Here is a 23,925-nt window from a genome sequence, read left to right as displayed (position 1 = left end):
TCCTATAGCGGCCCGAGGACCACGGTAATAACAGTCAGGACACAGACATACAGGGCGCAGTCGAACAAGGCTTCATGCCAGATCCAGCGCCCGGCCGGCACCAGGCTGAGCAACAGGCGCAACGCACCCGTCACCAGCAAGGCCAGCACCACATAAATCAGGAACGGGCTGAGCAACACCCCACCCATCGACCACTCACGCAAGCCCATGGCTGTGCTCCCGTCGTTCAGGTTCGTGCTGGCGGCACCAGGCGCGCCAGCTGTTTTGCAATTGCACCACCGCGCCTTGGGCCAGCTTCAGTGCGTCACCGGGCGGCTGGGCAGCCAGCACGTTCAGGAACTCGGCGCTCGCCGGGGCCAGCGCATCGGCCTGGTCACCGGCCGGGCCGCGTTCGAGTACCTGCTCCAGCGCTTCGAAATAACGGCGCTGCGCCCGGGTATCGGGCACTTGGGCGACGGCCAGGCTCAGGCGCAAATGCAGCAACTCATCGCCAATGTCCAAGCCAAGCAAACCATCATCCCAACGGCTGCGCGCCTGCACCGGCAATTCAGGGTAATGCCGCGCCAGCTGCAACAGCCGGTCGGCCATGCGCCCACCGAACCAGCTCTCGGCGCCACGCAGGCTGCGATGGGTCAGGCGCACCAGATCGTGGAGAGTCGCCGCCAGCAGGCGGCGGCTGTGCCAGGCCGGGTTGCGCAAAATCAGCAGATTGAAAGCCAGCACCGCCGCGCCCACGCCGATCATCATCGCCTGGGCGTTGTTGAAGAACGCCGCGACGTCGTATTTCATCGCATTAAGCGGCGAAATCAGCACCACGAAATGCAGGCAGAACGACGTCGCCGTGGCGAAGATCTGCGGCTTGGCCATGCCCAATGCGCCGAAAAACAACGGCACGCCCATGGCCATGCACAGCATTGCGAAACTGCTCCATTGCGGGAGTATGAGCTCGCCGATCACGAATGCCGTGGGCACGGCCAACAGGATACCCCGCAGAAAACTCATGCCGATCTGCGCGCCGTTTTCGCGACTGGCGAACAGGCTGCACACCACGCACGTCAGCAGCATCGCACCCGATGCGGCGGGCCAGGCGGTCGCCAGCCAGAAACAGGCAACGACCAGGAACGCCAGGGCGCTGCGAGCGCCGAAGACCATGGCCAGGGACAAGTCGCGATGGGGTGCCAGGGTGCGGGGTGGATCCGCCGCTTCCCTGCCCTCCTGCACCGCCGTCAAGGCGGCGCAGGCGGCCAGGGCGGTGTCGAGCAACAAGGCGAAGCGGGCCAGGCAGTAACTTTGCGCCGCGCTGAACTGCGGATCGTGGGACGCATCCCACACCCGGGGACGCAAGGCTTGGAGGGTCGCACTGTCGGCGTCGAGGGCTTGCTGCACCTCGTTCATCCATGGCTGGAGCGCCACGGTTTCCTCGGGGTCGAGCTGCTTCCACTGCCGCCGCACCGAGCGTGAAAGGCGCAACAGCATCAGCAACTTCTGGCTCAAGCCGCTGATGGCCCGGGCGCGCTGCCGGCCACGGCTGCCTTCGAACCAGGCATGTTCACGCTGGGCATCCACCGCGACAATCCTGCCCAGGATTTCCAGCAATCCTTTGCGGGCCTGGGCATCGCCGGCTAGGGTCGCACGGGCGGCCTGCATGCCGCTTTGCCACGCCGCCAGGGCCTGACCGGCCAATTGCCGCTCGACCCGCAACGGCCAGAGCAAGGCGCTGGCCGCCGTGGCGCAGACGATACCCAGGCTGATCTCGGTGCAGCGCGCCACCGCCTGATCGAACACACCCAGCGGATGGGAAAGGGCCGGCAAGGCAATGATCGCCACCGTGTAACCGGCCAACACGAATGAGTACGACCAGGCACTGCGCAGCAGCGTCGAGCAGGCCGTGCACAGGCCCAACCAGAGTGCCAACGCCAGCAGGAATAACCACGGTGCCTGGGCGAACAGGCCCATGAACACCACCGACATGACGGTGCCCACCAATGTGCCGAGCAATCGCGCCAAGCCCTTCTGCACCACCATCCCGGACAAGGGCTGGGCGACGATGAACGCGGTCATCAGCGCCCACGACGGCTGCTCCAGCCCCAAGCGCAAGGCCAGCCACAACGCCAACCCACCGCCGAGCACGGTCTTGATGGCGAACTGCAAGGCGAGGCGGTCGGGGGCGAACAAGGCCTGGATAGTAATGGGCACGCGGAAAACTCTTTGGGGGACGCCAGTAACAATAGATGCAATGCGGGGGATAGGCGATGCAATTATTAGCTAGCTATCTATCAGAGTCCAGAGCTGATTGTCGCCCCACCATGCGAAGGCTTTCGTGGCGAGGGAGCTTGCTCCCGCTGGGTTGCGCAGCGACCCTGATTTTGGGGCTGCTGCGCAGCCCAGCGGGAGCAAGCTCCCTCGCCACACGAGTGTTCACCTTAAATCTGGGTCGTCCCCACAAAAAACGCCAGCATGCTGGCGTTTTTTTGTGTGTGACGGGTTGTTTAGCTCGCGCGCGCCTGGTTACGCAGCGCCTTGACCTGGTCATGGTTGCGTTGCACACCGTGGTACTGACGCTCCACAAGGTCACGAATGCCCACCAGGTTGTGTTTGTTGATCTTCTCGATGGCTTCCTTGTACGCCTTCAGCGCGTGGTCTTCGCCGCGCTCGGCTTCGTTCAACACGGCTTCTTCATCCTTGCCGGTGAACATGGATTTTACATCTACCCAACGGCGATGCAGATCACCGGCGACGCTGGTGGAAGTTTCCGGATCGCCGCCCAAGGAACGAACCGCTGCTTGCAGCTCGGCCGCGGCGGTTGCGCAATCTGCGGCGCGCTTGACAAACAGAGCCTTGAGTTCGGGGTGCTTGATGTCTTCAGCGCAGGTCTTGAAGCCTTCCTGGCCATCCTTGCTGGTCTCGATCAGGTCGTTCAAGACAGAGATGGATTCTTTGTTGATGTCAGTCATTTTTCAGTTCCTTTGCTGGTGAATAAAAAACCTGCAAGGGATATTGCATCGGCCATGCCAGCCATCGATTCTAATAAAACAAGTTTAAAATCAATAAGTTACTAACAATCAGGAAATCTGTATCCGCGCGATTTGCATGATCTGTCATTTGGCCTGCATGCAGAATGCCTGTATTTTCGAGGCAGGTTTGAATCAAGACAATTGCCATGAATCCGGAAAAGCTCGAATTGCTCGTCACGCGCCAAATGCCCTTCGGAAAATACAAGGGCCGAATCCTCGCCGACCTGCCGGGTCAATACCTGAACTGGTTCGCTCGCGAGGGTTTCCCCAAGGGAGAGCTGGGCGGTTTGCTGGCCTTGATGCAGGAAATCGACCACAACGGCTTGTCCGACCTGCTGGACCCATTGCGCGCCAAACATGGCCTGCCCAAACCTCGCCATTGACTGACTGAGACCGCCATGCCCGAGAACACGCTGCGCGCCCACGATGAAGTTTTCTGGCGAACCTTCGTCGACCGCTACGACATCGACCCCGCCGGGCCGCTCAATCTGGAAAACGGCTACTTCGGGCGCATGTCCCGCACCGTGGTGGAGGAGTACCAGCGCAACATCGAATTCATCAACCGTGGCAATTCGGTGTACGTGCGCCAGCATTTCGACCTGGAACACGGCGAAGCCATTCGGCGGCAGGTGGCCCGGCTGATCCACGCGTCCCCCCAGAGCGTGGCCTTGGCTGGCAGCGCCGTGGATGCCCTGCAAACGTTGATTCGCAACTACAACGGCCTCAAGCCGGGCGATCAGGTGCTGATCTGCGATGTGGAGTATGCCTCGGTCAAAAGCGCCATGCGTTGGTTGGCCCGCCAGCGTGGCGTGGAAGTGATCGAAATTGTCCACCAGCACCCCGCCAGCTTCGAAAGCCTGGTGGGCACTTATCGCGAGGCGTTCATTCGCTATCCGCGCATCAAGCTGATGGCGCTGACCTACGTCAACCACCTCACCGGTTTGGTGATGCCGGTCCAGGCCATTGCCGAGAGCGCCCGGGAATTTGCCGTCGATATCATCCTCGACGGTGCCCACGCCCTGGGCCAGATCGATTTCGACCTGAAGAAGCTCGGGATCGAATTCGCCGGATTCAACCTGCAGAAGTGGATCGGCGGCCCGCTCTCCCAAGGCTTCCTGTACATCGCCCCACAGCGGTTGGCCGACATCGATCCGGACATGGACGAAGACAGCTACCCCGCCACTGACGTCCGCTCTCGCACGCCCCACAGCACGCCGAACATCCCGGCCTTGCTCACCCTGCCCCTGGTCTTCGAAGAACATCGGGCCCTGGGGGGTGCCTTGGCCAAGGGCGCGCGCCTCTGTTACCTGCGTGACTTGTGGGTGAACGCCGTTCGCGATGTACCGGGCATCGAAGTCATGACCCCGGATGACCGGCGCCTCTATTGCGGCATCACGGCGATGCGCTTCACCGCCCACACCGATCAACAGGCGATGGCTGATCGATTGCTCGATGAGCATGGGATCTTCACGGTGGTGCGCCAGACCAGCACCGGGCCGTGCATCCGCATTACTCCGGGTTTGATTACCTTGGCGAGTGATATCGAGCGGTTGACCCAGGCACTGATCCATCTGAGCCGTACCTAGATCCCTTGCCACAGGAAATCTTTGCCGGCATAAAAACCCAGGCAAAAAAAAACGGTGCGCCGACCAAGCGCACCGTAAAACCGTAGAACACCCAACGAGGTTCGGTAAAAAATCAGTCCAGCAGCGCCAAGGCCTCGGCGGTGCATTCCTGAATGCGGGCCCAGTCGCCGTTCTTGATCCACTCCGGATCGAGCATCCAGCTACCACCCACGCACATCACGTTTTTCAACGCCATGTAGCTCTTGATGTTGGCCGGGCTCACGCCGCCGGTGGGGCAGAATTTCACTTCGCCGAACGGGCCGCCCAAGGCCTTGATGGCCGCGACGCCGCCGCTGACTTCGGCCGGGAACAGTTTGAAGCGGCGATAGCCCAGGCCGTAGCCTTCCATGATCCCCGAGGCATTGCTGATGCCTGGCAACAACGGGATCGGGCTGTAGACGCTGGCTTCGAGCAGATCACGGGTAATGCCCGGGGTGACGATGAACTGCGAACCGGCAGCCTCGGCGGCGGCCAGCATGTGGCGGTCGAGCACCGTGCCGGCGCCGGTCACCAGTTCCGGACGCTGCTCGCGCAGCACCTGGATGGCCTTGAGGCCGTATTGGGAACGCAGCGTCACTTCCAGCGCCGTCAGGCCGCCGGCGGCCAGGGCATCGGCCAGCGGCAGGATGTCCTGTTCACGGGCGATGGTGATCACCGGCAGGATCCGCGCCTTGGCGCAGAGGCTGTCGATCAGGGCAACTTTGTCCGCCATGGAAACGGTCGGGGATGGGTTTGTCATAGCGGCTGATCCTTGGTTCATGGGCACCAGTAAATCTCTAACGTAGGTTGCAGAAACGCGCGGATCGGCATTTCGGCGACGTCGTCACCCGCCACCGCAGCGTTCAATGTGGTCAACTTCGATTGGCCGGAAATCGATAGCACTTTGTGTTGCGCCGAAGCCAGCAAGGCACGGCTCATGGTCAGGCGCTGGTGCGGTACGGTCGGCGCCAGCATCGGCCAGCAGCGGCGTGCGCCATTGGTGTCCAGGGCCTGGGCCAGGTTCGGACTGTCGGGGAACAGCGAGGCGGTGTGCCCGTCATCGCCCATGCCCAGTACCAACACGTCGATAGGCGGCAGCTCGGCCAGCAAACGGTCCGCCTGGTCGGCCGCCGCTTCCAGGTTGGCGCTGGCGCTGTAGAGGCTCAGCAACTGGGCCTTGGCCGCCGCGCCTTGCAGCAGGTAACGCTTGAGCAGGCCGGCGTTGCTGTCGGCGTGTTCAACCGGTACCCAGCGCTCGTCGGCCAGGCTGACCACCACTTTGGACCAGTCCAGCGCCTGCTTGGCCAGGTGCTGGAAAAATGCCACCGGGCTGCGGCCACCGGAGACCACCAGGGTCGCCGCACCGCGCGCGTCGATTGCGTCGCGCAACTGCTCGGCCACCTTCAGCGCCAGGCCTTCGGCCAGCAGCACCGGATTCTTGAATGCATGGGCGCTGACGCCCTGCGGCAGTTTCACATCAGATATCGCCATACCACGACCTCCCATCCCGCGTGATCAGTGCAATGGAGCTCATCGGCCCCCACGACCCGGCCGCATACGGCTTGGGCGCATCGCCGGACTTCTTCCACCCGGCGATCAACTGGTCACACCATGTCCACGCGGCTTCAATTTCATCTTTACGGACAAACAGGTTCTGATTGCCGTTCATGACTTCCAGCAACAACCGCTCGTAGGCATCGGGAATACGTGCGCTGCGATAGGTGTCGGAGAAGTTGAGTTGCAGCGGACCACTGCGCAATTGCATGCCCTTGTCCAGGCCCTGCTCCTTGGTCATCACCCGCAAGGAAATCCCTTCGTCCGGTTGCAGGCGGATGATCAGCTTGTTGCTGATCTGCAAGCGCTGCTCGGGGGCGAAGATGTAGTGGGACGGTTCCTTGAAGTGAATGACGATCTGCGACAGCTTCTGCGGCATGCGCTTGCCGGTACGCAGGTAAAACGGCACCCCAGCCCAACGCCAGTTACGGATGTCGGCGCGCAGGGCGACGAACGTCTCGGTGTCGCTCTGGGTGTTGGAATTGGGTTCTTCGAGGTAGCCAGGCACCGCCTTGCCTTCGCTGTGGCCGGCGATGTACTGGCCGCGCACCACCTGGGTGGTCAGGCCTTCCGGGCTGATCGGGGCCAAGGCCTTGAGCACCTTGACCTTCTCGTCGCGGATGCTGTCGGCGGACAAGTCGGCCGGAGGATCCATGGCGATCAGGCACAACAGCTGGAGCAGATGGTTCTGAATCATGTCCCGCAGTTGGCCGGCCTTGTCGAAATAGCCCCAGCGACCCTCGATACCGACCTTCTCGGCCACGGTGATCTCCACGTGGGAGATGTAGTTCTGGTTCCACTGGGTCTCGAACAGGCTGTTGGCGAACCGCAACGCGATCAGGTTCTGGACCGTTTCTTTGCCCAGGTAATGGTCGATGCGATAGGTACGGTTTTCCGGGAAGAACTGCGCCACGGCGTCGTTGACCTTGCGCGACGACTCCAGGTCCGAGCCAATCGGCTTTTCCAGGACGACGCGGGTGTTTTCGCTCAAGCCGACCTTCGCCAGGTTCTCGCAGATCGCTCCATACACCGCCGCCGGGGTGGCGAAATAGGCAATGACCTGCTGGGCCGAACCGGCCGCTTCGGCCAGGGCAACGTAATCGTCGGCCTTGAGGAAATCCACGTGCAGATAGGTCAAACGTGCCAGGAAGCGCTCGAGCACGGCCTCGTCCACGTCTTTTTCCCCCACGTAGCGACGCAGCTCGGCGGCAATGAATGCCAGGTGCTGCTGCTCGCCGCCGGGTTCACGGGCCAGCGCTATGATCCGCGTGTCCTCGTGCAACAGTTGAGCGCCATCGAGTTGATACAGGGCAGGAAAGAGCTTGCGCAGGGCCAGATCGCCCAACGCGCCGAACAAGGCAAAGGTGCACGGTTCAACCGTAATCGAAGGCATGATGTTTGTTCTTTTATCAAGTTAAACTACAAATACCTTTTTTCAAGGTATCACTCAAGGAAAAATGTAGTAATAACCACAACATTTTTCGAAAATACTGATTCCGAGTGGTGGTCCGCCGGAGCCATCAGTAGGATAGGCCACCGCAAAGGGTCGTATCAAAGACCCGTCTTCCTAGGAATCTTGTATGGACCGCGTGCGAAATCTACTGGAACAGATCCAGAGTCGCCTTGAAGACCTGAACAAGGCCGAACGCAAGGTGGCCGAGATCATCCTGCTCAACCCGCAGCAGGCCACCCGCTTCAGCATCGCCGCCCTCGCCCAGGCGGCTTCGGTCAGCGAACCGACCGTCAACCGCTTCTGCCGCTCGTTCGGCGTCAGCGGCTACCCGGAACTCAAACTGCAATTGGCCCAGAGCCTGGCCAGCGGCGCCGCTTATGTCAGCCGCGCAGTGGAAGCCGACGACAACCCTGAAGCCTATACCCGCAAGATCTTTGGCAGCGCCATTGCCTCATTGGACAGCGCCTGCCAGGCCCTTGATCCCAATTTGATCAGCCGCGCGGTGGACCTGCTGATCCAGGCCCGGCAGATCCACTTCTTCGGCCTCGGCGCCTCCGCCCCGGTGGCCCTGGATGCCCAGCACAAGTTCTTTCGCTTCAACCTGGCGGTGACCGCCCACGCCGACGTGCTGATGCAGCGCATGATCGCGTCGGTGGCCCATACCGGCGAACTGTTCGTGATCATTTCCTACACTGGCCGCACCCGCGAGCTGGTGGAAGTGGCACGCATCGCCCGGGAAAACGGTGCCTCGGTGCTGGGCCTGACCGCCGAAGGTTCGCCGCTGGCCAAGGCCAGCACCCTGAGCCTGAACATCCCCCTGCCCGAAGACACTGACATCTATATGCCGATGACCTCGCGGATCATCCAGCTCACCGTGCTGGACGTGCTCGCCACCGGCATGACCCTGCGCCGGGGCGTGGACTTCCAGCCGCACCTGCGCAAGATCAAGGAAAGCCTGAATGCCAGCCGGTATCCGGTGGGGGATGAGTTCAACTGATTCGGTCCAGAACTTCCGGGGCCTGACAGGCCGTCATCGCGAGCAAGCTCGCTCCCACAGAGGTTCTTTGGCGTTCACAAACCCCCTGTGGGAGCGAGCTTGCTCGCGATGGGGCCAGCCGCCATACCAAAGATCCTGAGCTAAGCCCCCACCCACGCCTGCAAACTCAAGTGCGCCCGCTCCCCCGGCGCCAGGCACAGGCTGTCGGTGCCGCCACTGGCCGCTTCGACACAGACAAACTCACTGACCTCATCCCAACTCACCCCCAACAGCGGCCGGGTGCCGGGATGCCAGACCACGGTGTCGGCGCTGTCACCGGTGTCGATGCACAATTCGCGCTGCCAGGCGTGGTCCTTGAGCTGCAATTCGCCTTCATGCTGGAACACCCGCTGGCAGCCGCCCTCGACCCGTAACTCGCCTTCCTGCTGGCAAGCTTCGCGGCTCAACTGGTCATAACCCTGGGCGCCTTCGAGCCCAGACAGCGCTACCTCGCCGACATCGCCAATACGCCAGTAAGCGTGCAAAGCCTGGCTCAACTGGCACGGCAGGCTGTCCTGGTGCTCGGTGCTCAAGCGCAGCTCCATGCGTTCACCCAGGTCGGCATGCAGGTCCACTTGCCAGTCGCACAGTTGCAGCTGCCAGTGCAGATGCACGCCCGCTTCATCACTGCGGCTGTCCAGCAGTTTCCAATCGATCAGCCGTGCCCAACCGTGGGACGGCCAGGCGTTTTCGCTGGGATGACGGCCATACCACGGCCAGCACACCGGCACCCCACCGCGTATCGCCCCGACTTGCGGCCACTTGGCCGCACACCACAACCAGGGCTTCTGGCCGCGCGGCTGGAAGTGCAGCAACTGCGCGCCCTGGCGACTGAACACCGCCTGGCACAACGGATGATCGATCACCAGCACATCGCGCTGCCGATAGCGCTCCCACGCGAATACCGGGCGCTCGCGCAAGGATCTGAAAAAGCGTTGTAGCGGATGCTCATGCATGGGCCGCGGTCCTGGAAATCATTCAATACTCAACATTGGTACGACGCTTTTTTGTGGCGAGGGAGCTTGCTCCCGCTCGGCTGCGAAGCAGTCGTAAACAAGGCAAACGCGGTCTGGCTGAAGCTCCGCAGTGAATGGTTTTGGGGTCGCTTCGCAACCCAGCGGGAGCAAGCTCCCTCGCCACAGGTTCTGTGCCAGCCACCTCACAAAAAAAAGCGGACAGCCTTGGCCGTCCGCAAATATGCGCACATAGAGAGGAGCTTATCGCAACAGCGTTAGAACACCGACTGAATTTTCAGGCCGGCCACCAGCGCGTTGTCGACTTCATCCACACCACCTGGGTGAGTGATGTATTGCAGGTTCGGACGCACGGTCAGCCAGTTGGTGACGTGGAAACCGTAGTTGATCTCGTAGTTGTACTCAGTGCTACGCAGTGGCGCGAACAGCGGATCGTCGTAGTCGGTGACACCGTTGGCGGCGTTGACCAGTTCGGAGTTTTTCTTCACGTCTTCGTTGACATGGATACGCGAGAAACCGATGCCGACATCGTCTTTTGGACGAGCATCGAATGGCCCCTTGTACACGAACATCAACGACTGGTAGTTGTCGACGACGTTGGTTTCCTTGTCGTGGAAAGTGGCGTTGGCGGCGATGTTCAGGCCGCGCGAAGCATCACCGTTGTGGCTGGTGAGCTGTTGTTGCACGACGAGCCAGTAGCCGTCCTTGCTGCTGTGGCTGCGATAGGCGTTACCGGTGGTCGCGGCGTCGTTGCCATCCTCGTCTTCACGGACGTCATCGGCCTTGGCTGTACTTTTGTAGTAACCAACACGGTATTCACCCGGCAGGTTATTGATCTTCGGCGACCAGACCAACTCGACCGGAATGAGGGTACCCTTGGTACCGCTGCCGCTGAGCTTGTAGCGGTTGTTGTTTTCCAGTTGCGAAGGGTTCTGGTTGTAGGCACCGATTTGCGCATAGAGCTCAGGCGTGAGGTTGTATTTGACGCGAATCGCCGCCTGCATGATCGGCCAGTTGTACCAGATGCCGGTCGCCCAGTTACCCGCTTGTGAACCGCAGAACGCCAGGTTCTGGAATTCGCACGGGAAGGTGTTGAAGTCTTCGCCTTCACCGAAATAACCGGCTTTGACATCCAGTTTGCTGTCGAAGTATTTCTGCTTGATCCACAACTGGGTCAGACGCGTGGTTTGCCCACGGCCCCAGACTTCCTGGGAAGAACTGAGGGTACCGGCGCGTGGATCACCGATGCGGTCGTTGGAGATGTTGCGACCGTCACGTCGGGTGAACTGGATCTTGGCTTCCGTATCGCCCCAGCCCGCCAGTTTCTCCAGGTCGAGCGCAACGCCCAGGCCAAACTGCTGGGACCAGCGCGCGGTCTTGTCATCGTTGTAGCCGCCGTGGAGATTGGCACCCATCTCACCGACGAAATCCGCCTTGATATCGATACCTTGCTCGATCAGCTTGGTCCTTTCACCGCCCCAGTCGCCCGTCATCCACTGCGAATCGGCGCTGAACGCGTCGGCTGCGTGTGCGCTACCGGCCAGCATCATCGCCGCAACGGCTGACAACTGGCAGATACGCTGGGCGTTTTTTTGCTTTTTCATCCCTACATCCTCGTCTTTATTTATTGTTATTAACTGTTTTTATCTAACGCGGTTTACAACGATTGCGATGGATGTCCCCATCCACCGCATACTCCTTTCCAGTGGGAGAGAGCTTTTGTGGGAGCTGAGCTTGCTCGCGATGAAAGCGCCTCGGTCTTTCGAATGACCGCGTTATCGTTCATCGCGAGCAAGCTTTGCTCCCACAAGCGCCCTCCCACACTCGTTCTTCACCGGCCTTTGAACTGCGCTACGTTGGCGCTTCGGGCATCGGTTTGCGGTTGGCCGGCCACGCCCAGGCGCTCGCCGGACTGGGCGTCGAACAGCAGCACTTTCGACGGATCGAATTGCAGCGTCAGGGTTTCCCCCGGCTGCGGTGCCACGTCCGGCGCCAGGCGGCAGCAGACCTTGGTGTCGTTAAGGTTGACGAATACCAGGGTGTCCGGCCCGGTAGGCTCGGTGACCTGGACTTCCGCGCGAATGGTCGGCAAACCATTGGGCTCGTTGCCGGCCAACGCGATCTGTTCCGGACGCATGCCAAGAATCACTTCGCGGTCTTCCAGGCCGGCGTCCTGCATGCCCAGCGGCAGCTCGCAACGGGCCTGGCCGCTGTCGAGCAGTGCCAGCAGGCGACCGTCCTTGCGTTGCAGGCGCAACGGGATGAAGTTCATCGGCGGCGAACCGATGAAGCTCGCCACGAACAGGTTGGCCGGGTTGGTGTAGATGTCTTTCGGCGTGCCGAACTGCTGGATGATCCCGTCCTTCATCACCGCCACTTTGTCGCCCAGGGTCATGGCTTCGATCTGGTCGTGGGTCACGTAGACCGTGGTGGTCTTCAGGCGCTGGTGCATCAGCTTCATTTCTGTGCGCATCTCGACCCGCAGCTTGGCGTCGAGGTTGGACAGCGGTTCGTCGAACAGGTAGATCTTCGGCCGCCGCGCCAGGGCCCGGCCCATGGCCACGCGCTGTTGCTGGCCGCCGGAAAGCTGGCCAGGCTTGCGATTGAGCAAGTGCTCGATCTGCAGCAGCTTGGCTACGCGGTTGACTTCTTCATCGATGTCCGACTGTTTCATCTTGCGGATTTTCAGGCCGAACTCGATGTTCTCGCGCACGCTCATGGTCGGGTACAGCGCGTAGGACTGGAACACCATGGCGATGTCGCGATCCTTCGGGCTCATGCCGCTGACATCCTGGTCACCGATCATGATGGCGCCGCCGGTGATGGTCTCCAGGCCGGCGATGCAGTTCATCAGCGTCGACTTGCCGCAACCCGAAGGGCCGACGAGGATCAGGAACTCACCGTCCTTGATCGACAACTCGATGTTCTTCAGGGTGTCCGGCAGGCCGGCACCATAGGTCTTGTTTACGTTGCGAAGTTCAAGCGTTGCCATGATTACCCCTTGACTGCGCCGGCCGTCAGGCCGCGCACGAAATACTTGCCTGCCACCACATAGACCAGCAGGGTCGGCAGCCCGGCGATCATCGCCGCTGCCATGTCCACGTTGTATTCCTTGGCCCCGGTACTGGTGTTGACCAGGTTGTTCAGCGCCACGGTGATGGGTTGCGAATCACCGCTGGAGAACACCACGCCGAACAGGAAGTCGTTCCAGATCTGCGTGAACTGCCAGATCAGGCAAACCATGATGATCGGGGTCGACATCGGCAGGATGATCCGCCGGAAAATGGTGAAGAAACCCGCACCGTCCAGTCGCGCCGCCTTCACCAGCGCATCGGGAATGCTGACGTAGTAGTTGCGGAAGAACAGCGTGGTGAATGCCAGGCCGTAGACCACGTGCACGAACACCAAACCGGTGGTGGTGCTGGCCAGGCCCATCTTGCCAAGGGTGAACGAGGCCGGCAGCAGGACGGTCTGGAACGGCAGGAAGCAGCCGAACAGCAACAGGCCGAAGAACAGCTGCGAACCGCGGAAGCGCCACATCGACAACACGTAGCCATTCAAGGCACCGATGGCGGTGGAGATCAGCACCGCCGGGACGGTGATCTTGATCGAGTTCCAGAAGTAGCCGTCGACCGTGGCCCAGGCCTTGACCCAACCGATGCCGCTGACCACGGTCGGCCAGCTCAGCAGGTTGCCGGTGCTGATGTCTTCCGGCGTCTTGAAGCTGGTCAACAGCATGACCACCAACGGCACCAGGTAAAGCAGCACGGCGAGGATCAGCACCGCGTAGATCGCGATGCGACTCAGGCTGATGGAAGGTTTGGCAGCGAGACTAGTCATGACGCTTGGTCCTCAGCTCGGAGTACAGGTAAGGCACGATGATTGCGAGGATCGCACCGAGCATCAGGATTGCACTGGCCGAGCCCATGCCCATCTGGCCGCGACTGAAGGTGAACGAATACATGAACATCGCAGGCAGGTCGGAGGAGTAACCCGGGCCACCGGCCGTCATCGCCGCCACCAGGTCGAAGCTCTTGATCGCGATGTGCGCCAGGATCATCACGGCGCTGAAGAACACCGGGCGCAGGCTCGGCAGCACCACTTTCCAATAGATGCGCGGCATGCTCGCGCCATCGATCTGTGCGGCACGGATGATCGATTGGTCGACACCTCGCAAGCCGGCCAGGAACATCGCCATGATGAAACCCGAGGCTTGCCACACCGCCGCGATAACCAGGCAGTACACCACGCGGTCCGGGTCGATCAGCCAATCCAGGCGGAAGCCTTCCCAGCCCCAGTCACGCAACAATTTGTCCAGGCCCATGCCCGGGTTGAGCAGCCATTTCCAGGCCGTACCGGTGACGATCATCGACAGCGCCATCGGGTACAGGTAAATGGTGCGGATGAAACCTTCGCGACGAATGCGCTGGTCCAGGAACACGGCCAGCAGTACGCCGATCACCAGGGTGATGCCAATGAACAGGCCGCCGAACAGCGCCAGGTTCTTGCTCGCCACCCACCAGCGGTCGTTGTCCATCAGCCGCGCATACTGCGCCAGGCCTGCCCATTTGTAGTTCGGCAGGAACGTCGAAGTGGTGAACGACAGGACGAACGTCCACAAGATATAGCCATAGAAGCCCACCAGAACGATGAACATGCTCGGCGCCAGCACCAGTTTCGGGAGCCAGCGCTGCAATGCATCGAACGGCGAGGCCTTGCTGAACACAGCAACAGAACTCATGGGAAGATCCAAAACAAGGTTACAAGGGTATCCCTCTGTGGGAGCGAGCTTGCTCGCGATGACGGTGTGTCAGTGACTCATCTGCTACCTGACACTCCGCTATCGCGAGCAAGCTCGCTCCCACAAGGGAAGCGGCGCTAATTACTTGGCTGACTGAACCGCTGCGCCCAATTTCTTGGCAGCATCGGCCGGGTCGGCTTTCGGGTCGTTGATGTAGTTGGTCACCACATCGAAGAACGCACCCTGTACCGCCAGCGTGGTCGCCATGTTGTGCGCCATGCTCGGCTGCAAGCCGCCGGACTTGGCGTCCGTCAGGAAGTCCTTGGCCGCGGTCTGGGCGCAGGAATCGAAACCGTACTTGGCCATGTCGCCCAGCATGTCGTTGCGCACCGGGATCGAGCCCTTGTTGATGCTGAAGACTTTCTGGAAGTTCTCACCCAGCACGACCTTGGCGATGTCCTGCTGGCCCGCCGCAGTGCCTGCGTCCTTCTGCTTGAACACCGCCAGGGAGTCGATGTTGTAGGTGAAGGCCTTGTCGGTGCCCGGGAAGGCCACGCACTCGTAGTCCTTGCCGGCGACTTTCTTCGCGGCGGTCCACTCGCTCTTGGCCCAGTCACCCATGATTTGCATGCCGGCCTTGCCGTTGATGACCTTGGCCGCTTCGAGGTTCCAGTCCTGGCCCTTGCCGTCGGCGTCCATGTAGGTCGCGACTTTCTTCAGCTCGGTCAGCGCGTTGACCATTTCCGGACCGGTCAGGGCCTTGTTGTCCAGGTCGACGAGGGCCTTCTTGTAGCCATCGGCCCCCATGACCGAGAGCACCACGGCTTCGAACACGGTGCTGTCCTGCCAAGGCTGGCCACCGTGGGCAAGCGCGATGAAACCCGCGGCCTTGAGCTTGTCGCCAGCCGCGTAGAATTCTTCAAGGGTGGTCGGGTTCTTGGTGATGCCGGCTTTCTTGAAGACTTCCGGGTTGATCCACAGCCAGTTGACGCGGTGGATGTTCACCGGCACGGCGACGTAGTCACCGTCGTACTTCACGGTATCGGAGACTTTCTTGTCGAGCAGGCTGTCCCACTTCTCGGCCTTGGCGACGTCCTCGAGGATGTCGGTGTCGAGCAGCCCGGTTGACGCCCACTCCTGGATGTCCGGGCCCTTGATCTGGGCGACACCCGGTGGGTTGCCGGCCACGGCCCGGCTCTTGAGTACGGTCATGGCAGTGGAACCACCACCGCCGGCGACGGCACCGTCCTTCCAGGTAAAGCCGTCTTTTTCTACCTGGGCCTTGAGCACATCGACCGCGGCTTTTTCGCCACCCGACGTCCACCAGTGGACGACTTCCACGGAACCTTTGGATTCGGCGGCAAGGGCAGTGACGGGAAATGCTGCGACGGGAAGCAGGGAAGCAAGAGAAATGACAGTAGCGAGGCGAGAAATCGCATTCATCTAGAATTACCTTTCTTGTTGTTATGCATGCAAGTCTGGAGCTTGCGCTGCATGGATTCTAATCAGAGGGAATCCCTTCGCAGGTAACGAAGGGACGTGCAAATGTCACGACATGGTTACACAGGCGCAGGGCTGGATAACCGCGCCAGGGCTGACGCCATGCTCGGTGCCAGGGGCAGGCGGGGAATCAGGACTGCCTGCCAGGCGTGATACAGGTCCGGCTTGCCCGGCCAGATATCGGCGCTGGGGTGGTTTTGCGGATCGAGTTCGTGGTGCCAACTGCCGTTGCAGCGATCGATGAAATACTTGTCACAGAACTCCCAGAAACGCCGATACCAGGCTTCGTATTTCGCCTCGTCGGTGCGCTTGAGCAAGGCGCTGGCCGCGGCCGCCGCTTCGGCGTGGACCCAATGCAGGCGGTGGCGAACCACGGCGCGGTTGTCCCAGTCCAGGGTATAGACAATGCCCGGCGCACCATCGACGTCCCAGCCGTGGCGGCAGTTCTGGTCGAAGAGTTTTTGCGCGTCCTGGGCCAGCCAACCCGGGGTCAGCATGCCGATCTGCACCCGCGCCGCTTCAAGGTGCAGCAACAACCGCGCCCATTCGAAACCGTGGCCGGGCGTGGTGCCGTAGGGGCGAAAACCATCGGCAGGATTGTCCTGGTTGTAGTCGCGCAGTGGCTGCCAATGGCGGTCGAAATGCTCCACCACCAAGTAGTCGTTGGCGGCGGCATGGTCATGGATCACCCGCTCGACGATACGCAGGGCGCGGGCCAGCCAACGCGGATCGTCGGTGGCATCGGCCAGGGCCAGGAAGGCTTCGGTGGCGTGCATGTTGCTGTTGGCGCCGCGATAGGCCTCTTCCTCGCGCCAGTCGCGGTTGAAGGATTCGCGCATGGCGCCCTCCTCCTCACACCAGAAATGCGCGTCGATGATCCGCACCGCTTCGTCCAGCAACGCAGGGGCGCCGGGACGCTGGGCCACCACCGCGGAACTGGCCGCCAGGGCGACGAAGGCATGCAGGTAGGCGGCTTTGCCGGTGCTGTCCGCATCGGGTTGCGACGTGGCGAACCAGCCACCGTGCTCGGCATCGCGCAAGGGACCATTGAGGGCCTGGATACCGTGGTCCACCAGCTCGGCGAAACCCGGCAAGCCCTGGATATGGGCCATGGCGAAGCTGTGGGTCATGCGCGCGGTGTTCATGGTTTCGGCCCGGGCATCGGCCGGAAGGCGCCCAAGCTCATCCAGGTTGCCAAAGCCGTCCGGCAGCTTCGAGGCCTTGGCGAACGCCAGCAGCCGCACGCCTTCATCGGCGAGCCAACGCTGGTGGGCAGGGGCGTTCAGCCAACTGCTGAAGGCCGGTTGGAAGGTGTCCATCGGAGTACCTTTTTGTTGTTTTGACGCAGGGAGTCTAAACAAGGGAGGGTGGGTGGCAGGTAACGAAAGGGGCGAGTTATGTCACCGAGCTGTGACATTTCTTGAGAGATGCGTTGAGGCGACTGGCGCCATCGTCGGAACGCCGCCCGGAGCAAGCTCGCTCCCACACTGGATCTTCGGCGTTCACAAAACCCCTGTGGGAGCGAGCTTGCTCGCGATGAACGATGACGCGGTCTAATCAATCCACACTACGAGGCAACTGCAAGGTCACCCGCAACCCCCCTTCACGCAAGTTCTGCAAGCTCACCTCGCCGCCATGGCTGTGGGCAATGTTGCGGGCGATGCCCAGGCCCAGGCCATAGCCCTGCTGTTGCCCGGCGAGGCGGAAATGCGGCTCGAAGACTTGCTCCAGGCGTTGTTCCGGCACACCCGGCCCTTCGTCGTCGACGTGCAGGATGAACGCGGTTTCATCGTCATCGATGTGCAGGTGGGCGTTCTGTCCGTATTTCAAGGCATTGTCGATCAGGTTGCCGATGCAGCGCTTGAGGGCCAGCGGCTTGCCGGGATACGGCGCCAGCGCCCGGCCATCCTGGGTCACCCGGCCATTGCCGTTGGGCGCCAGGTACGGCTCGACCAGGCAATCGAGCACATGATTGAGGTCCACCGGCTCGATGTTCTCGTGGATGTCGGTGTCCTTGACGCATTGCAGCGCGCCTTTGACCAGCAGCTCCAGTTCATCCAGGTCTCGGCCGAACTTGGCTTGCAGGTTTTCGTCCTCCAGCAGCTCGACCCGCAGCCGCAATCGGGTGATCGGTGTACGCAAGTCGTGGGAAATCGCGCTGAACAACTGGCTGCGCTCCGTCAGGTAACGGCTGATGCGTTCGCGCATGGCATTGAACGCCCGCCCCACTTCCACCACTTCGCTGCCGCCGCCCTCGGCCACCGGCTCCACCTCGGCGCCCAGGGACATGTCCCGCGCGGCTCGCGCCAATCGCTTGAGGGGCCGGCTCTGCCAGTGCACCAGCAAGCCGATGAACAGCAACAACAGACTGCTGGTGAGCACGATGAAACCGACCTGTTGCTTGGGCAGGTCTTGTTCTTCGAGGCTGGTGTACGGTTCGGGCAGCAGCGAGGCGATGTACAGCCACTCACCCGGTGCCATCTGGATCTGCGTGACCAGCACCGGTGGATTTACCGGCTCCAGGGTCAGGGCATAGTGGGCCCACGAACGAGGCAATTCATCGAGCTTGAGCCCGGCATTGAAAATCCGCAGGTCGTCGGGGCTGACGAACGTCACCGAAATGTCGGCGTTATGGCCCAAGGAGCGGCGCAGCACTTCATCCACGGCCGTGAGCACCGCCTGCTTGCGCGGCGTCACCGGCAGCACGTCCATGCCCAGGGGTTTGTCGTTGAGGGTGACGACGAACCGCGTGCCGCCCATGCTGCGCAACTGGTCCAGCACCAACGGCCGGTACGCCACGGGCAGCGAGCGCAAATAACTGACGCTGGCGGTCATCGAATGGGCCAGGCTGCGGGCGCTGGTGACCAGGCCTTCGAGCTGAGTCGCGCGCAATTGCGAAACCCAGATCAGGCTGGACAGGGTCTGGGCGAACAGCACCACGAGCAAGGTCAGCAGCAGCATCCGGCCCAGCAACGAGCGTGGCACCGGTACCCGCCGGGCAATTTTCTTGATCCCGTCAATGACCATTGCTGGCAACCACACTGGCCGCCAGCTGGTAACCGCTGCCCCGCACCGTACGAATCAGCCGCGGCGGCTTGTCGGTGTCCCGCAGGCGCTGGCGCAGGCGGCTGACCGCCATGTCGACGATCCGGTCCAGGGGCATCAGCTCACGGCCACGGGTCGCATTGCCAATGGTGTCGCGGTCGAGGATTTCCTGGGGATGGTCGAGAAACAACTTGAGCAAAGCGAAGTCGGCACCGGAGAGAATCACTTCTTCACCGTCGGTATGGAACAGCCGATGGCTGACCATGTCCAGTCGCCATTCATCGAAGGCCAGCACTTCGCCGCCGGCGCGTTCCTGGCCGAATTGCGCCCGGCGCAGCAGCGCCTTGATGCGCGCCTGCAGTTCACGCGGGCTGAAGGGTTTGCCCAGGTAATCATCGGCGCCCAGCTCAAGGCCGATGACCCGGTCGGCCTCGTCGGAACTGGCGGTGAGCATGATGATCGGCACATGCGCCTGGCGTGGATGTTGGCGAACCCAGCGGCAAAGGCTGAAGCCGTCTTCATCGGGCAGCATGACATCGAGGATCACCAGGTCGCTCGGTGCATCGTTCAACGCCTGGCGAAACCCGGCGCCGTCGGGCGTGGTCCGCACGTGGAAACCCGCACGACTGAGGTAGGTGTCCAGCAGCTCGCGAATCTCCTGGTCGTCGTCGACCAACAAAATCGATTTGTTTACTGAACTCACGGGCCTCGTCCTTGTTGTTTGGATGGGGGCGATTATGCCTGATGGACGGGTTCTACAAACACACTGCAAAACCTTGTGGGAGCGAGCTTGCTCGCGATAGCGGAGTGCCAGTCACCTGGATGTTGGCTGATACGCCGCTATCGCGAGCAAGCTCGCTCCCACAGGGGGTGGGGACATTTTCAAAACTTAAACAGCGGCGGATTGCTCCAACGCCACGCCCGCGCCCATCAGGCCGGAGTATGGCGCGGTCACCAGCCAGACCGGAATGCCCTTGAAATAATCGCTCATGCAACCCTTGTCGGCGAAGCACTTGGCGAAACCGCTTTCGAGGAAGAAATCGGCAAAGCGCGGGACCACGCCACCGACGATGTAGACGCCGCCGCGTCCGCCCAGCGTCAACACATTGTTGCCCGCCACGCGCCCCAGCCAGCGACAGAACTGCTCCAGCACTTCCAAGGCGATTGGGTCGCCGGCCAGGCCGGCTGCGGTGATGGATTCGGGGGTATCGAGCACTGGCACATGGCCGTCCACGGCGCAAATGGCCCGGTACACCCGAGGCAAACCGCTGCCGCTCAAAGCGGTTTCGGCGCTGACGTGGCCGATCTCGTTGTAGATGTGCTGCCACAACTGGGTTTCCCGCGGGCTGCTCATGGGCAGGTCGACATGGCCGCCCTCCCCCGGCAACGCGGCGAACCGGCCCTCACCCAGATCCAACAGCGTACCGACGCCCAGCCCGGTGCCCGGCCCGATCACCACCGCCGGGCGCATCGGCTCCGGGGTGCCTTCGCACACGACCCGGTATTCATCGGGACGCAAGCGAGTCATGCCCAGGGCCATGGCCGAGAAATCGTTGACCAGCAACAGCTTCTCCACCTGCAACCTTTCGCAGAACGCCAGGTTGCTCAGGCGCCAGTGATTGTTGGTAAAACGAAACTCATCGCCGCTCACCGGACCGGCCACCGACAGGCACACCGAACCGATGGCGCCCGGCTTCAGGCCCATGCCACTCAAGTAAACCTCGATGGCATCTTCCGGGCAGGCGTAATCCGCCGTGGCCAGCACCTGGATGTTTTCCAGGGTGTGATTTTTCCACAGCGCGAAGCGTGCGTTGGTCCCACCGATGTCACCGACCAAAGCCAGTTTCAATTAAGCGTCTCCAGGGCAGAAGTGAAGGCGCTGGCGCCCTGCTCCGCCGAGCTGAAGGCCATGCGCATGAAACCGAACAGCTCGCGACCGGTGCCGATGTTGTTGCCCAACAGGCCCTTGGCCGGCGTGCGCGCGGCAAATTCTTCGGCGTCCACCTTCAGTTCCAAGGTGCCTTTGACGCCATCGACACGGATGATATCGCCCTCCTGCACCCGGGCCAACGCACCACCGACATACGCTTCCGGGCTGACATGGATGGCCGCCGGGATTTTCCCGGATGCGCCGGACATGCGCCCGTCGGTCACCAGCGCCACTTTGAAGCCGCGATCCTGCAGCACACCGAGGAATGGCGTCATCTTGTGCAGCTCCGGCATGCCGTTGGAGCGCGGGCCCTGGAAGCGCATCACCGCGACAAAATCTTTCTCCAGCAGGCCGGCCTTGAAGGCGTCCGCCAGGTCTTGTTGGTCCTGGAAGACCATGGCCGGGGCCTCGACCACCTGGTTTTCCAAGGCCACGGCCGAGACTTTCATCACGCCGCGGCCGAGGTTGCCTTCCATCACCCGCAACCCGCCTTCTGGCGAGAAGGCGCGGGCCACCGGGCGCAGGATGTTTTCGTCGAGGCTTTCGATCGGTCCGTCGCGCCATACCAGCTCGCCGTCCTCAAGGAACGGCTCCTGGGTGTAGCGGCTCAAGCCGTGACCGAGCACGGTGTTGACGTTCTCGTGAAGCAAACCGGCTTCCAGCAACTCACGGATCAGGAACGACATGCCGCCCGCCGCCTGGAAGTGGTTGATGTCGGCCTTGCCGTTCGGGTAGACGTGGCTCAGGGTCGGCACCACCTCGGAGAGGTCGGCCATGTCCTGCCAGGTCAGCTGGATACCCGCCGCCATGGCAATGGCCGGCATGTGCAGGGTGTGGTTGGTGGAACCGCCGGTGGCATGCAGCGCGACGATGGAGTTGACCAGCGAGCGCTCGTCAACGATTTCGCCGATGGGCATGAAGTTGCCGCTCTGCTTGGTCAGGCGCGTCACCTGGAACGCCGCTTCACGGGTCAGGGCATCGCGCAGCGGCGTGTTCGGGTTGACGAACGAGGCGCCCGGCAAGTGCAGGCCCATCACTTCCATCAACAACTGGTTGGTGTTGGCGGTGCCGTAGAAGGTGCAGGTGCCGGGGCTGTGGTAGGACTTCATCTCCGATTCCAGCAGCTCTTCGCGGGTGGCCTTGCCTTCGGCGTAACGCTGGCGCACGTCGGCTTTTTCCTTGTTGGAAATGCCCGAGACCATCGGCCCGCCGGGCACGAAGATCGTCGGCAAGTGACCGAAGCGCAGCGCGCCCATCATCAGGCCCGGAACGATCTTGTCACAGATGCCGAGCATCAGTGCGCCGTCGAACATGTTGTGGGACAACGCCACCGCCGTGGACAGCGCGATCACTTCGCGGCTCGGCAGGCTCAGTTCCATCCCCGCCTCGCCCTGGGTCACGCCGTCGCACATCGCCGGCGTGCCACCGGCGAACTGGCCGACCGAGCCGATTTCGCGCAGGGCTTTCTTGATCTGTTCCGGGAAGGTTTCGTAAGGCTGGTGGGCCGAGAGCATGTCGTTATAGGACGACACGATGGCGATGTTGGCGGCGTTCATCATCCGCAGATGGTGCTTGTCTTCGGTGCCGCAACCGGCCACGCCATGAGCGAAGTTGGCGCATTGCAGCTTGCCGCGCATCGGACCGTCGCTGGCGGCACCACGGATCAATGCAAGGTAAGCCTCACGCGTGGCGCGGCTGCGGGCGATAAGCCGTTCGGTGACCTCAAGAACGCGGGGATGCATGTGTAGAACTCCAGGCTAACGGATGTGGCGACCTGATTGTCTATGCTGGTCAAAAGCCCGCTGCACGCAGTGTGAGAGGCGAGGCGACAGACGGTTTTTGACCATTCGGACCAGTTGATTCAGGTCACTCGTTGTAGATAAAACAAAATATTGCCACTAAAAAGGCTTGTTTTCTATTTTTATGCGAATAATCTTGTAATTCCAACAACAAATCGACGGCGGCGCAGTTAATGACTCTTCGAATCGCAATCAATGGTTTTGGCCGCATCGGCCGCAACGTCCTCCGTGCACTGTATACCCAAGGCTACCGTCGCGACCTGCAGATCGTCGCCATCAACGACCTGGGTGACAGTGCAATCAATGCCCATCTGCTCAAGTTCGACACCGTGCATGGCACCTTCGATGCCGACGTCCAGCACGATCACGAAAGCCTGACAGTCAATGGCGACCGCATCTCGGTCAGCGCCATCCGCAACCCGGCCGAACTGCCCTGGGCCGCCGAGAAAATCGACGTCGTGTTCGAATGCACCGGTCTGTTTACCGACCGTGCCAAGGCCGCCGCGCACATCAGCGCCGGCGCCCGCAAGGTGATCATCTCGGCCCCGGCCAAGGGCGCCGATGCCACGGTCGTGTATGGCGTGAACCATGACATCCTGCGTCAGTCCCACCAGATCATCTCCAACGCGTCGTGCACCACCAACTGCCTGGCCCCGGTGGCCCAGGTGCTGCACCGCGAGCTGGGCATCGAAAGCGGCCTGATGACCACTATCCATGCCTACACCAACGACCAGAACCTGACCGACGTCTACCACAGCGACCCGTACCGCGCCCGTTCGGCCACCCAGAACATGATCCCGAGCAAGACCGGCGCCGCCGAAGCGGTGGGCCTGGTGCTGCCGGAACTGGCCGGCAAGCTGACCGGCATGGCCGTGCGCGTACCGGTGATCAACGTCTCCCTGGTCGACCTCACCGTGCAGCTCAAGCGCGAAGCCTCGGCCGAAGAAGTCAACGAACTGCTGCGCCATGCCAGCCAGCATTCGAAGATCCTCGGCTACAACACCCTGCCGCTGGTCTCCAGCGATTTCAACCACAACCCGCTGTCGTCGATCTTCGACGCCAACCACACCAAGGCCAGCGGCAAGCTGCTCAAGGTGCTGGCCTGGTATGACAACGAATGGGGCTTCTCCAACCGCATGCTGGATAACTGCCTGGCGTTGTGTAATGCCGAGTAACTGCCACGGTAGTTCTTGAGCTTTTCTGTGGGCGCTTTTCTGTGGGAGCGAGCTTGCTCGCGAAAACGATGTATCAGCCAACATCAATGGCGACTGGCAC

General features: G+C 61.7%; 21 protein-coding genes. 4 read left to right on the top strand and 17 right to left on the bottom strand.

What is annotated here, in order from left to right:
• Nucleotides 1-2: 2 nt before the first annotated feature.
• The 3 genes from J3P85_RS06185 to J3P85_RS06175 form a co-directional block, all read right to left on the bottom strand.
• Entirely contained in the window at nucleotides 3-209 is a 207-nt protein-coding gene (locus tag J3P85_RS06185; protein WP_053119123.1) for a DUF1656 domain-containing protein, read from the bottom strand.
• Complete coding sequence (locus J3P85_RS06180) at nucleotides 196-2,196, bottom strand: FUSC family protein (RefSeq protein ID WP_434571937.1); 2,001 nt, start codon at nucleotides 2,194-2,196, stop codon at nucleotides 196-198. The genes J3P85_RS06185 and J3P85_RS06180 overlap by 14 nt, the downstream gene beginning before the upstream one ends.
• 293 nt (nucleotides 2,197-2,489) lie before the next feature.
• Nucleotides 2,490-2,954 (bottom strand): PA2169 family four-helix-bundle protein, encoded by a 465-nt coding sequence (locus J3P85_RS06175; RefSeq protein WP_186709209.1) that lies wholly within the window; start codon nucleotides 2,952-2,954, stop codon nucleotides 2,490-2,492.
• 206 nt (nucleotides 2,955-3,160) lie between these two features.
• Between J3P85_RS06175 and J3P85_RS06170 the strand changes: the two genes are divergently transcribed.
• Together J3P85_RS06170 and J3P85_RS06165 are read left to right on the top strand one after the other, a co-directional pair.
• The gene (locus tag J3P85_RS06170; protein WP_053119117.1) at nucleotides 3,161-3,397 is read left to right on the top strand and encodes a DUF3820 family protein; all 237 of its coding nucleotides are present in this window, start codon (nucleotides 3,161-3,163) and stop codon (nucleotides 3,395-3,397) included.
• Nucleotides 3,398-3,412: 15 nt separating this feature from the next.
• A complete protein-coding gene (locus tag J3P85_RS06165) occupies nucleotides 3,413-4,600 on the top strand; it encodes an aminotransferase class V-fold PLP-dependent enzyme (RefSeq protein WP_434705221.1) in 1,188 nt (395 codons plus the stop codon).
• A 112-nt stretch (nucleotides 4,601-4,712) separates the two neighbouring features.
• Here the strand turns inward: J3P85_RS06165 and J3P85_RS06160 are convergent, their stop codons facing one another.
• The 3 genes from J3P85_RS06160 to zwf are packed head-to-tail and all read right to left on the bottom strand — an operon-like array spanning nucleotide 4,713 to nucleotide 7,565.
• Nucleotides 4,713-5,378: a bifunctional 4-hydroxy-2-oxoglutarate aldolase/2-dehydro-3-deoxy-phosphogluconate aldolase gene (locus J3P85_RS06160; RefSeq protein ID WP_053119112.1), complete on the bottom strand. Its 666-nt coding sequence runs from the start codon at nucleotides 5,376-5,378 to the stop codon at nucleotides 4,713-4,715.
• A 17-nt stretch (nucleotides 5,379-5,395) separates the two neighbouring features.
• Nucleotides 5,396-6,109 carry a 6-phosphogluconolactonase gene (gene pgl, locus J3P85_RS06155; protein ID WP_434705220.1) on the bottom strand — a complete coding sequence of 238 codons (714 nt, stop codon included), beginning with the start codon at nucleotides 6,107-6,109 and terminating at the stop codon, nucleotides 5,396-5,398.
• Nucleotides 6,096-7,565 (bottom strand): glucose-6-phosphate dehydrogenase, encoded by a 1,470-nt coding sequence (gene zwf / locus J3P85_RS06150; RefSeq protein ID WP_186709220.1) that lies wholly within the window; start codon nucleotides 7,563-7,565, stop codon nucleotides 6,096-6,098. Before zwf ends, pgl begins: the two co-directional genes overlap by 14 nt.
• Before the next feature lie 196 nt (nucleotides 7,566-7,761).
• On the opposite strand from zwf, the gene J3P85_RS06145 reads away from it, so the two are divergent.
• The gene (locus J3P85_RS06145) at nucleotides 7,762-8,622 is read left to right on the top strand and encodes a MurR/RpiR family transcriptional regulator (RefSeq protein ID WP_170842276.1); all 861 of its coding nucleotides are present in this window, start codon (nucleotides 7,762-7,764) and stop codon (nucleotides 8,620-8,622) included.
• A gap of 140 nt (nucleotides 8,623-8,762) precedes the next feature.
• Here J3P85_RS06145 and J3P85_RS06140 read toward each other — a convergent pair whose 3' ends face one another.
• The 11 genes from J3P85_RS06140 to edd form a co-directional block, all read right to left on the bottom strand.
• Nucleotides 8,763-9,617, bottom strand: coding sequence for a D-hexose-6-phosphate mutarotase (locus J3P85_RS06140; RefSeq protein ID WP_434705218.1), 855 nt, complete (start codon nucleotides 9,615-9,617; stop codon nucleotides 8,763-8,765).
• A gap of 275 nt (nucleotides 9,618-9,892) precedes the next feature.
• Nucleotides 9,893-11,239 carry a carbohydrate porin gene (locus tag J3P85_RS06135; RefSeq protein ID WP_186709222.1) on the bottom strand — a complete coding sequence of 449 codons (1,347 nt, stop codon included), beginning with the start codon at nucleotides 11,237-11,239 and terminating at the stop codon, nucleotides 9,893-9,895.
• A gap of 227 nt (nucleotides 11,240-11,466) precedes the next feature.
• Nucleotides 11,467-12,627 carry an ABC transporter ATP-binding protein gene (locus J3P85_RS06130; RefSeq protein WP_434705217.1) on the bottom strand — a complete coding sequence of 387 codons (1,161 nt, stop codon included), beginning with the start codon at nucleotides 12,625-12,627 and terminating at the stop codon, nucleotides 11,467-11,469.
• A 2-nt stretch (nucleotides 12,628-12,629) separates the two neighbouring features.
• Nucleotides 12,630-13,475, bottom strand: a complete 846-nt coding sequence (locus tag J3P85_RS06125) for a carbohydrate ABC transporter permease (protein ID WP_003198539.1) — start codon at nucleotides 13,473-13,475, stop codon at nucleotides 12,630-12,632.
• Nucleotides 13,468-14,376 carry a carbohydrate ABC transporter permease gene (locus J3P85_RS06120; protein ID WP_003198535.1) on the bottom strand — a complete coding sequence of 303 codons (909 nt, stop codon included), beginning with the start codon at nucleotides 14,374-14,376 and terminating at the stop codon, nucleotides 13,468-13,470. The genes J3P85_RS06125 and J3P85_RS06120 overlap by 8 nt, the downstream gene beginning before the upstream one ends.
• 141 nt (nucleotides 14,377-14,517) lie before the next feature.
• The gene (locus J3P85_RS06115; protein ID WP_434705216.1) at nucleotides 14,518-15,819 is read right to left on the bottom strand and encodes an ABC transporter substrate-binding protein; all 1,302 of its coding nucleotides are present in this window, start codon (nucleotides 15,817-15,819) and stop codon (nucleotides 14,518-14,520) included.
• Nucleotides 15,820-15,935: 116 nt separating this feature from the next.
• The gene (locus tag J3P85_RS06110) at nucleotides 15,936-17,195 is read right to left on the bottom strand and encodes an AGE family epimerase/isomerase (RefSeq protein WP_434705215.1); all 1,260 of its coding nucleotides are present in this window, start codon (nucleotides 17,193-17,195) and stop codon (nucleotides 15,936-15,938) included.
• A 238-nt stretch (nucleotides 17,196-17,433) separates the two neighbouring features.
• Nucleotides 17,434-18,903, bottom strand: a complete 1,470-nt coding sequence (locus J3P85_RS06105) for an ATP-binding protein (RefSeq protein WP_186709229.1) — start codon at nucleotides 18,901-18,903, stop codon at nucleotides 17,434-17,436.
• A complete protein-coding gene (locus tag J3P85_RS06100; RefSeq protein ID WP_186709230.1) occupies nucleotides 18,893-19,624 on the bottom strand; it encodes a response regulator in 732 nt (243 codons plus the stop codon). The genes J3P85_RS06105 and J3P85_RS06100 overlap by 11 nt, the downstream gene beginning before the upstream one ends.
• A gap of 186 nt (nucleotides 19,625-19,810) precedes the next feature.
• Nucleotides 19,811-20,770 carry a glucokinase gene (locus J3P85_RS06095; RefSeq protein ID WP_186709231.1) on the bottom strand — a complete coding sequence of 320 codons (960 nt, stop codon included), beginning with the start codon at nucleotides 20,768-20,770 and terminating at the stop codon, nucleotides 19,811-19,813.
• Nucleotides 20,767-22,593, bottom strand: coding sequence for a phosphogluconate dehydratase (gene edd, locus J3P85_RS06090; protein ID WP_186709232.1), 1,827 nt, complete (start codon nucleotides 22,591-22,593; stop codon nucleotides 20,767-20,769). The genes J3P85_RS06095 and edd overlap by 4 nt, the downstream gene beginning before the upstream one ends.
• A 230-nt stretch (nucleotides 22,594-22,823) precedes the next feature.
• On the opposite strand from edd, the gene gap reads away from it, so the two are divergent.
• Nucleotides 22,824-23,825, top strand: a complete 1,002-nt coding sequence (gene gap, locus J3P85_RS06085) for a type I glyceraldehyde-3-phosphate dehydrogenase (RefSeq protein WP_003184623.1) — start codon at nucleotides 22,824-22,826, stop codon at nucleotides 23,823-23,825.
• The last annotated feature ends 100 nt before the right edge of the window (nucleotides 23,826-23,925 follow it).

Source organism: Pseudomonas sp. Z1-12, assembly GCF_051132015.1.
Lineage (GTDB): Bacteria > Pseudomonadota > Gammaproteobacteria > Pseudomonadales > Pseudomonadaceae > Aquipseudomonas > Aquipseudomonas zanjanensis.
Note: the sequence above shows the minus strand (reverse complement) of the source record. Positions and strands in the feature narration are given on the sequence as shown.

What these genes read in the sequence shown, in the direction of transcription:
- J3P85_RS06185 (WP_053119123.1), bottom strand. Translation starts at nt 209, where the DNA reads ATGGGCTTGCGTGAGTGGTCGATGGGTGGGGTGTTGCTCAGCCCGTTC.
- J3P85_RS06175 (WP_186709209.1), bottom strand. Translation starts at nt 2,954, where the DNA reads ATGACTGACATCAACAAAGAATCCATCTCTGTCTTGAACGACCTGATC.
- J3P85_RS06170 (WP_053119117.1), top strand. Translation starts at nt 3,161, where the DNA reads ATGAATCCGGAAAAGCTCGAATTGCTCGTCACGCGCCAAATGCCCTTC.
- J3P85_RS06165 (WP_434705221.1), top strand. Translation starts at nt 3,413, where the DNA reads ATGCCCGAGAACACGCTGCGCGCCCACGATGAAGTTTTCTGGCGAACC.
- J3P85_RS06160 (WP_053119112.1), bottom strand. Translation starts at nt 5,378, where the DNA reads ATGACAAACCCATCCCCGACCGTTTCCATGGCGGACAAAGTTGCCCTG.
- pgl (WP_434705220.1), bottom strand. Translation starts at nt 6,109, where the DNA reads ATGGCGATATCTGATGTGAAACTGCCGCAGGGCGTCAGCGCCCATGCA.
- zwf (WP_186709220.1), bottom strand. Translation starts at nt 7,565, where the DNA reads ATGCCTTCGATTACGGTTGAACCGTGCACCTTTGCCTTGTTCGGCGCG.
- J3P85_RS06140 (WP_434705218.1), bottom strand. Translation starts at nt 9,617, where the DNA reads ATGCATGAGCATCCGCTACAACGCTTTTTCAGATCCTTGCGCGAGCGC.
- J3P85_RS06135 (WP_186709222.1), bottom strand. Translation starts at nt 11,239, where the DNA reads ATGAAAAAGCAAAAAAACGCCCAGCGTATCTGCCAGTTGTCAGCCGTT.
- J3P85_RS06130 (WP_434705217.1), bottom strand. Translation starts at nt 12,627, where the DNA reads ATGGCAACGCTTGAACTTCGCAACGTAAACAAGACCTATGGTGCCGGC.
- J3P85_RS06125 (WP_003198539.1), bottom strand. Translation starts at nt 13,475, where the DNA reads ATGACTAGTCTCGCTGCCAAACCTTCCATCAGCCTGAGTCGCATCGCG.
- J3P85_RS06120 (WP_003198535.1), bottom strand. Translation starts at nt 14,376, where the DNA reads ATGAGTTCTGTTGCTGTGTTCAGCAAGGCCTCGCCGTTCGATGCATTG.
- J3P85_RS06115 (WP_434705216.1), bottom strand. Translation starts at nt 15,819, where the DNA reads ATGAATGCGATTTCTCGCCTCGCTACTGTCATTTCTCTTGCTTCCCTG.
- J3P85_RS06110 (WP_434705215.1), bottom strand. Translation starts at nt 17,195, where the DNA reads ATGGACACCTTCCAACCGGCCTTCAGCAGTTGGCTGAACGCCCCTGCC.
- J3P85_RS06105 (WP_186709229.1), bottom strand. Translation starts at nt 18,903, where the DNA reads ATGGTCATTGACGGGATCAAGAAAATTGCCCGGCGGGTACCGGTGCCA.
- edd (WP_186709232.1), bottom strand. Translation starts at nt 22,593, where the DNA reads ATGCATCCCCGCGTTCTTGAGGTCACCGAACGGCTTATCGCCCGCAGC.
- gap (WP_003184623.1), top strand. Translation starts at nt 22,824, where the DNA reads ATGACTCTTCGAATCGCAATCAATGGTTTTGGCCGCATCGGCCGCAAC.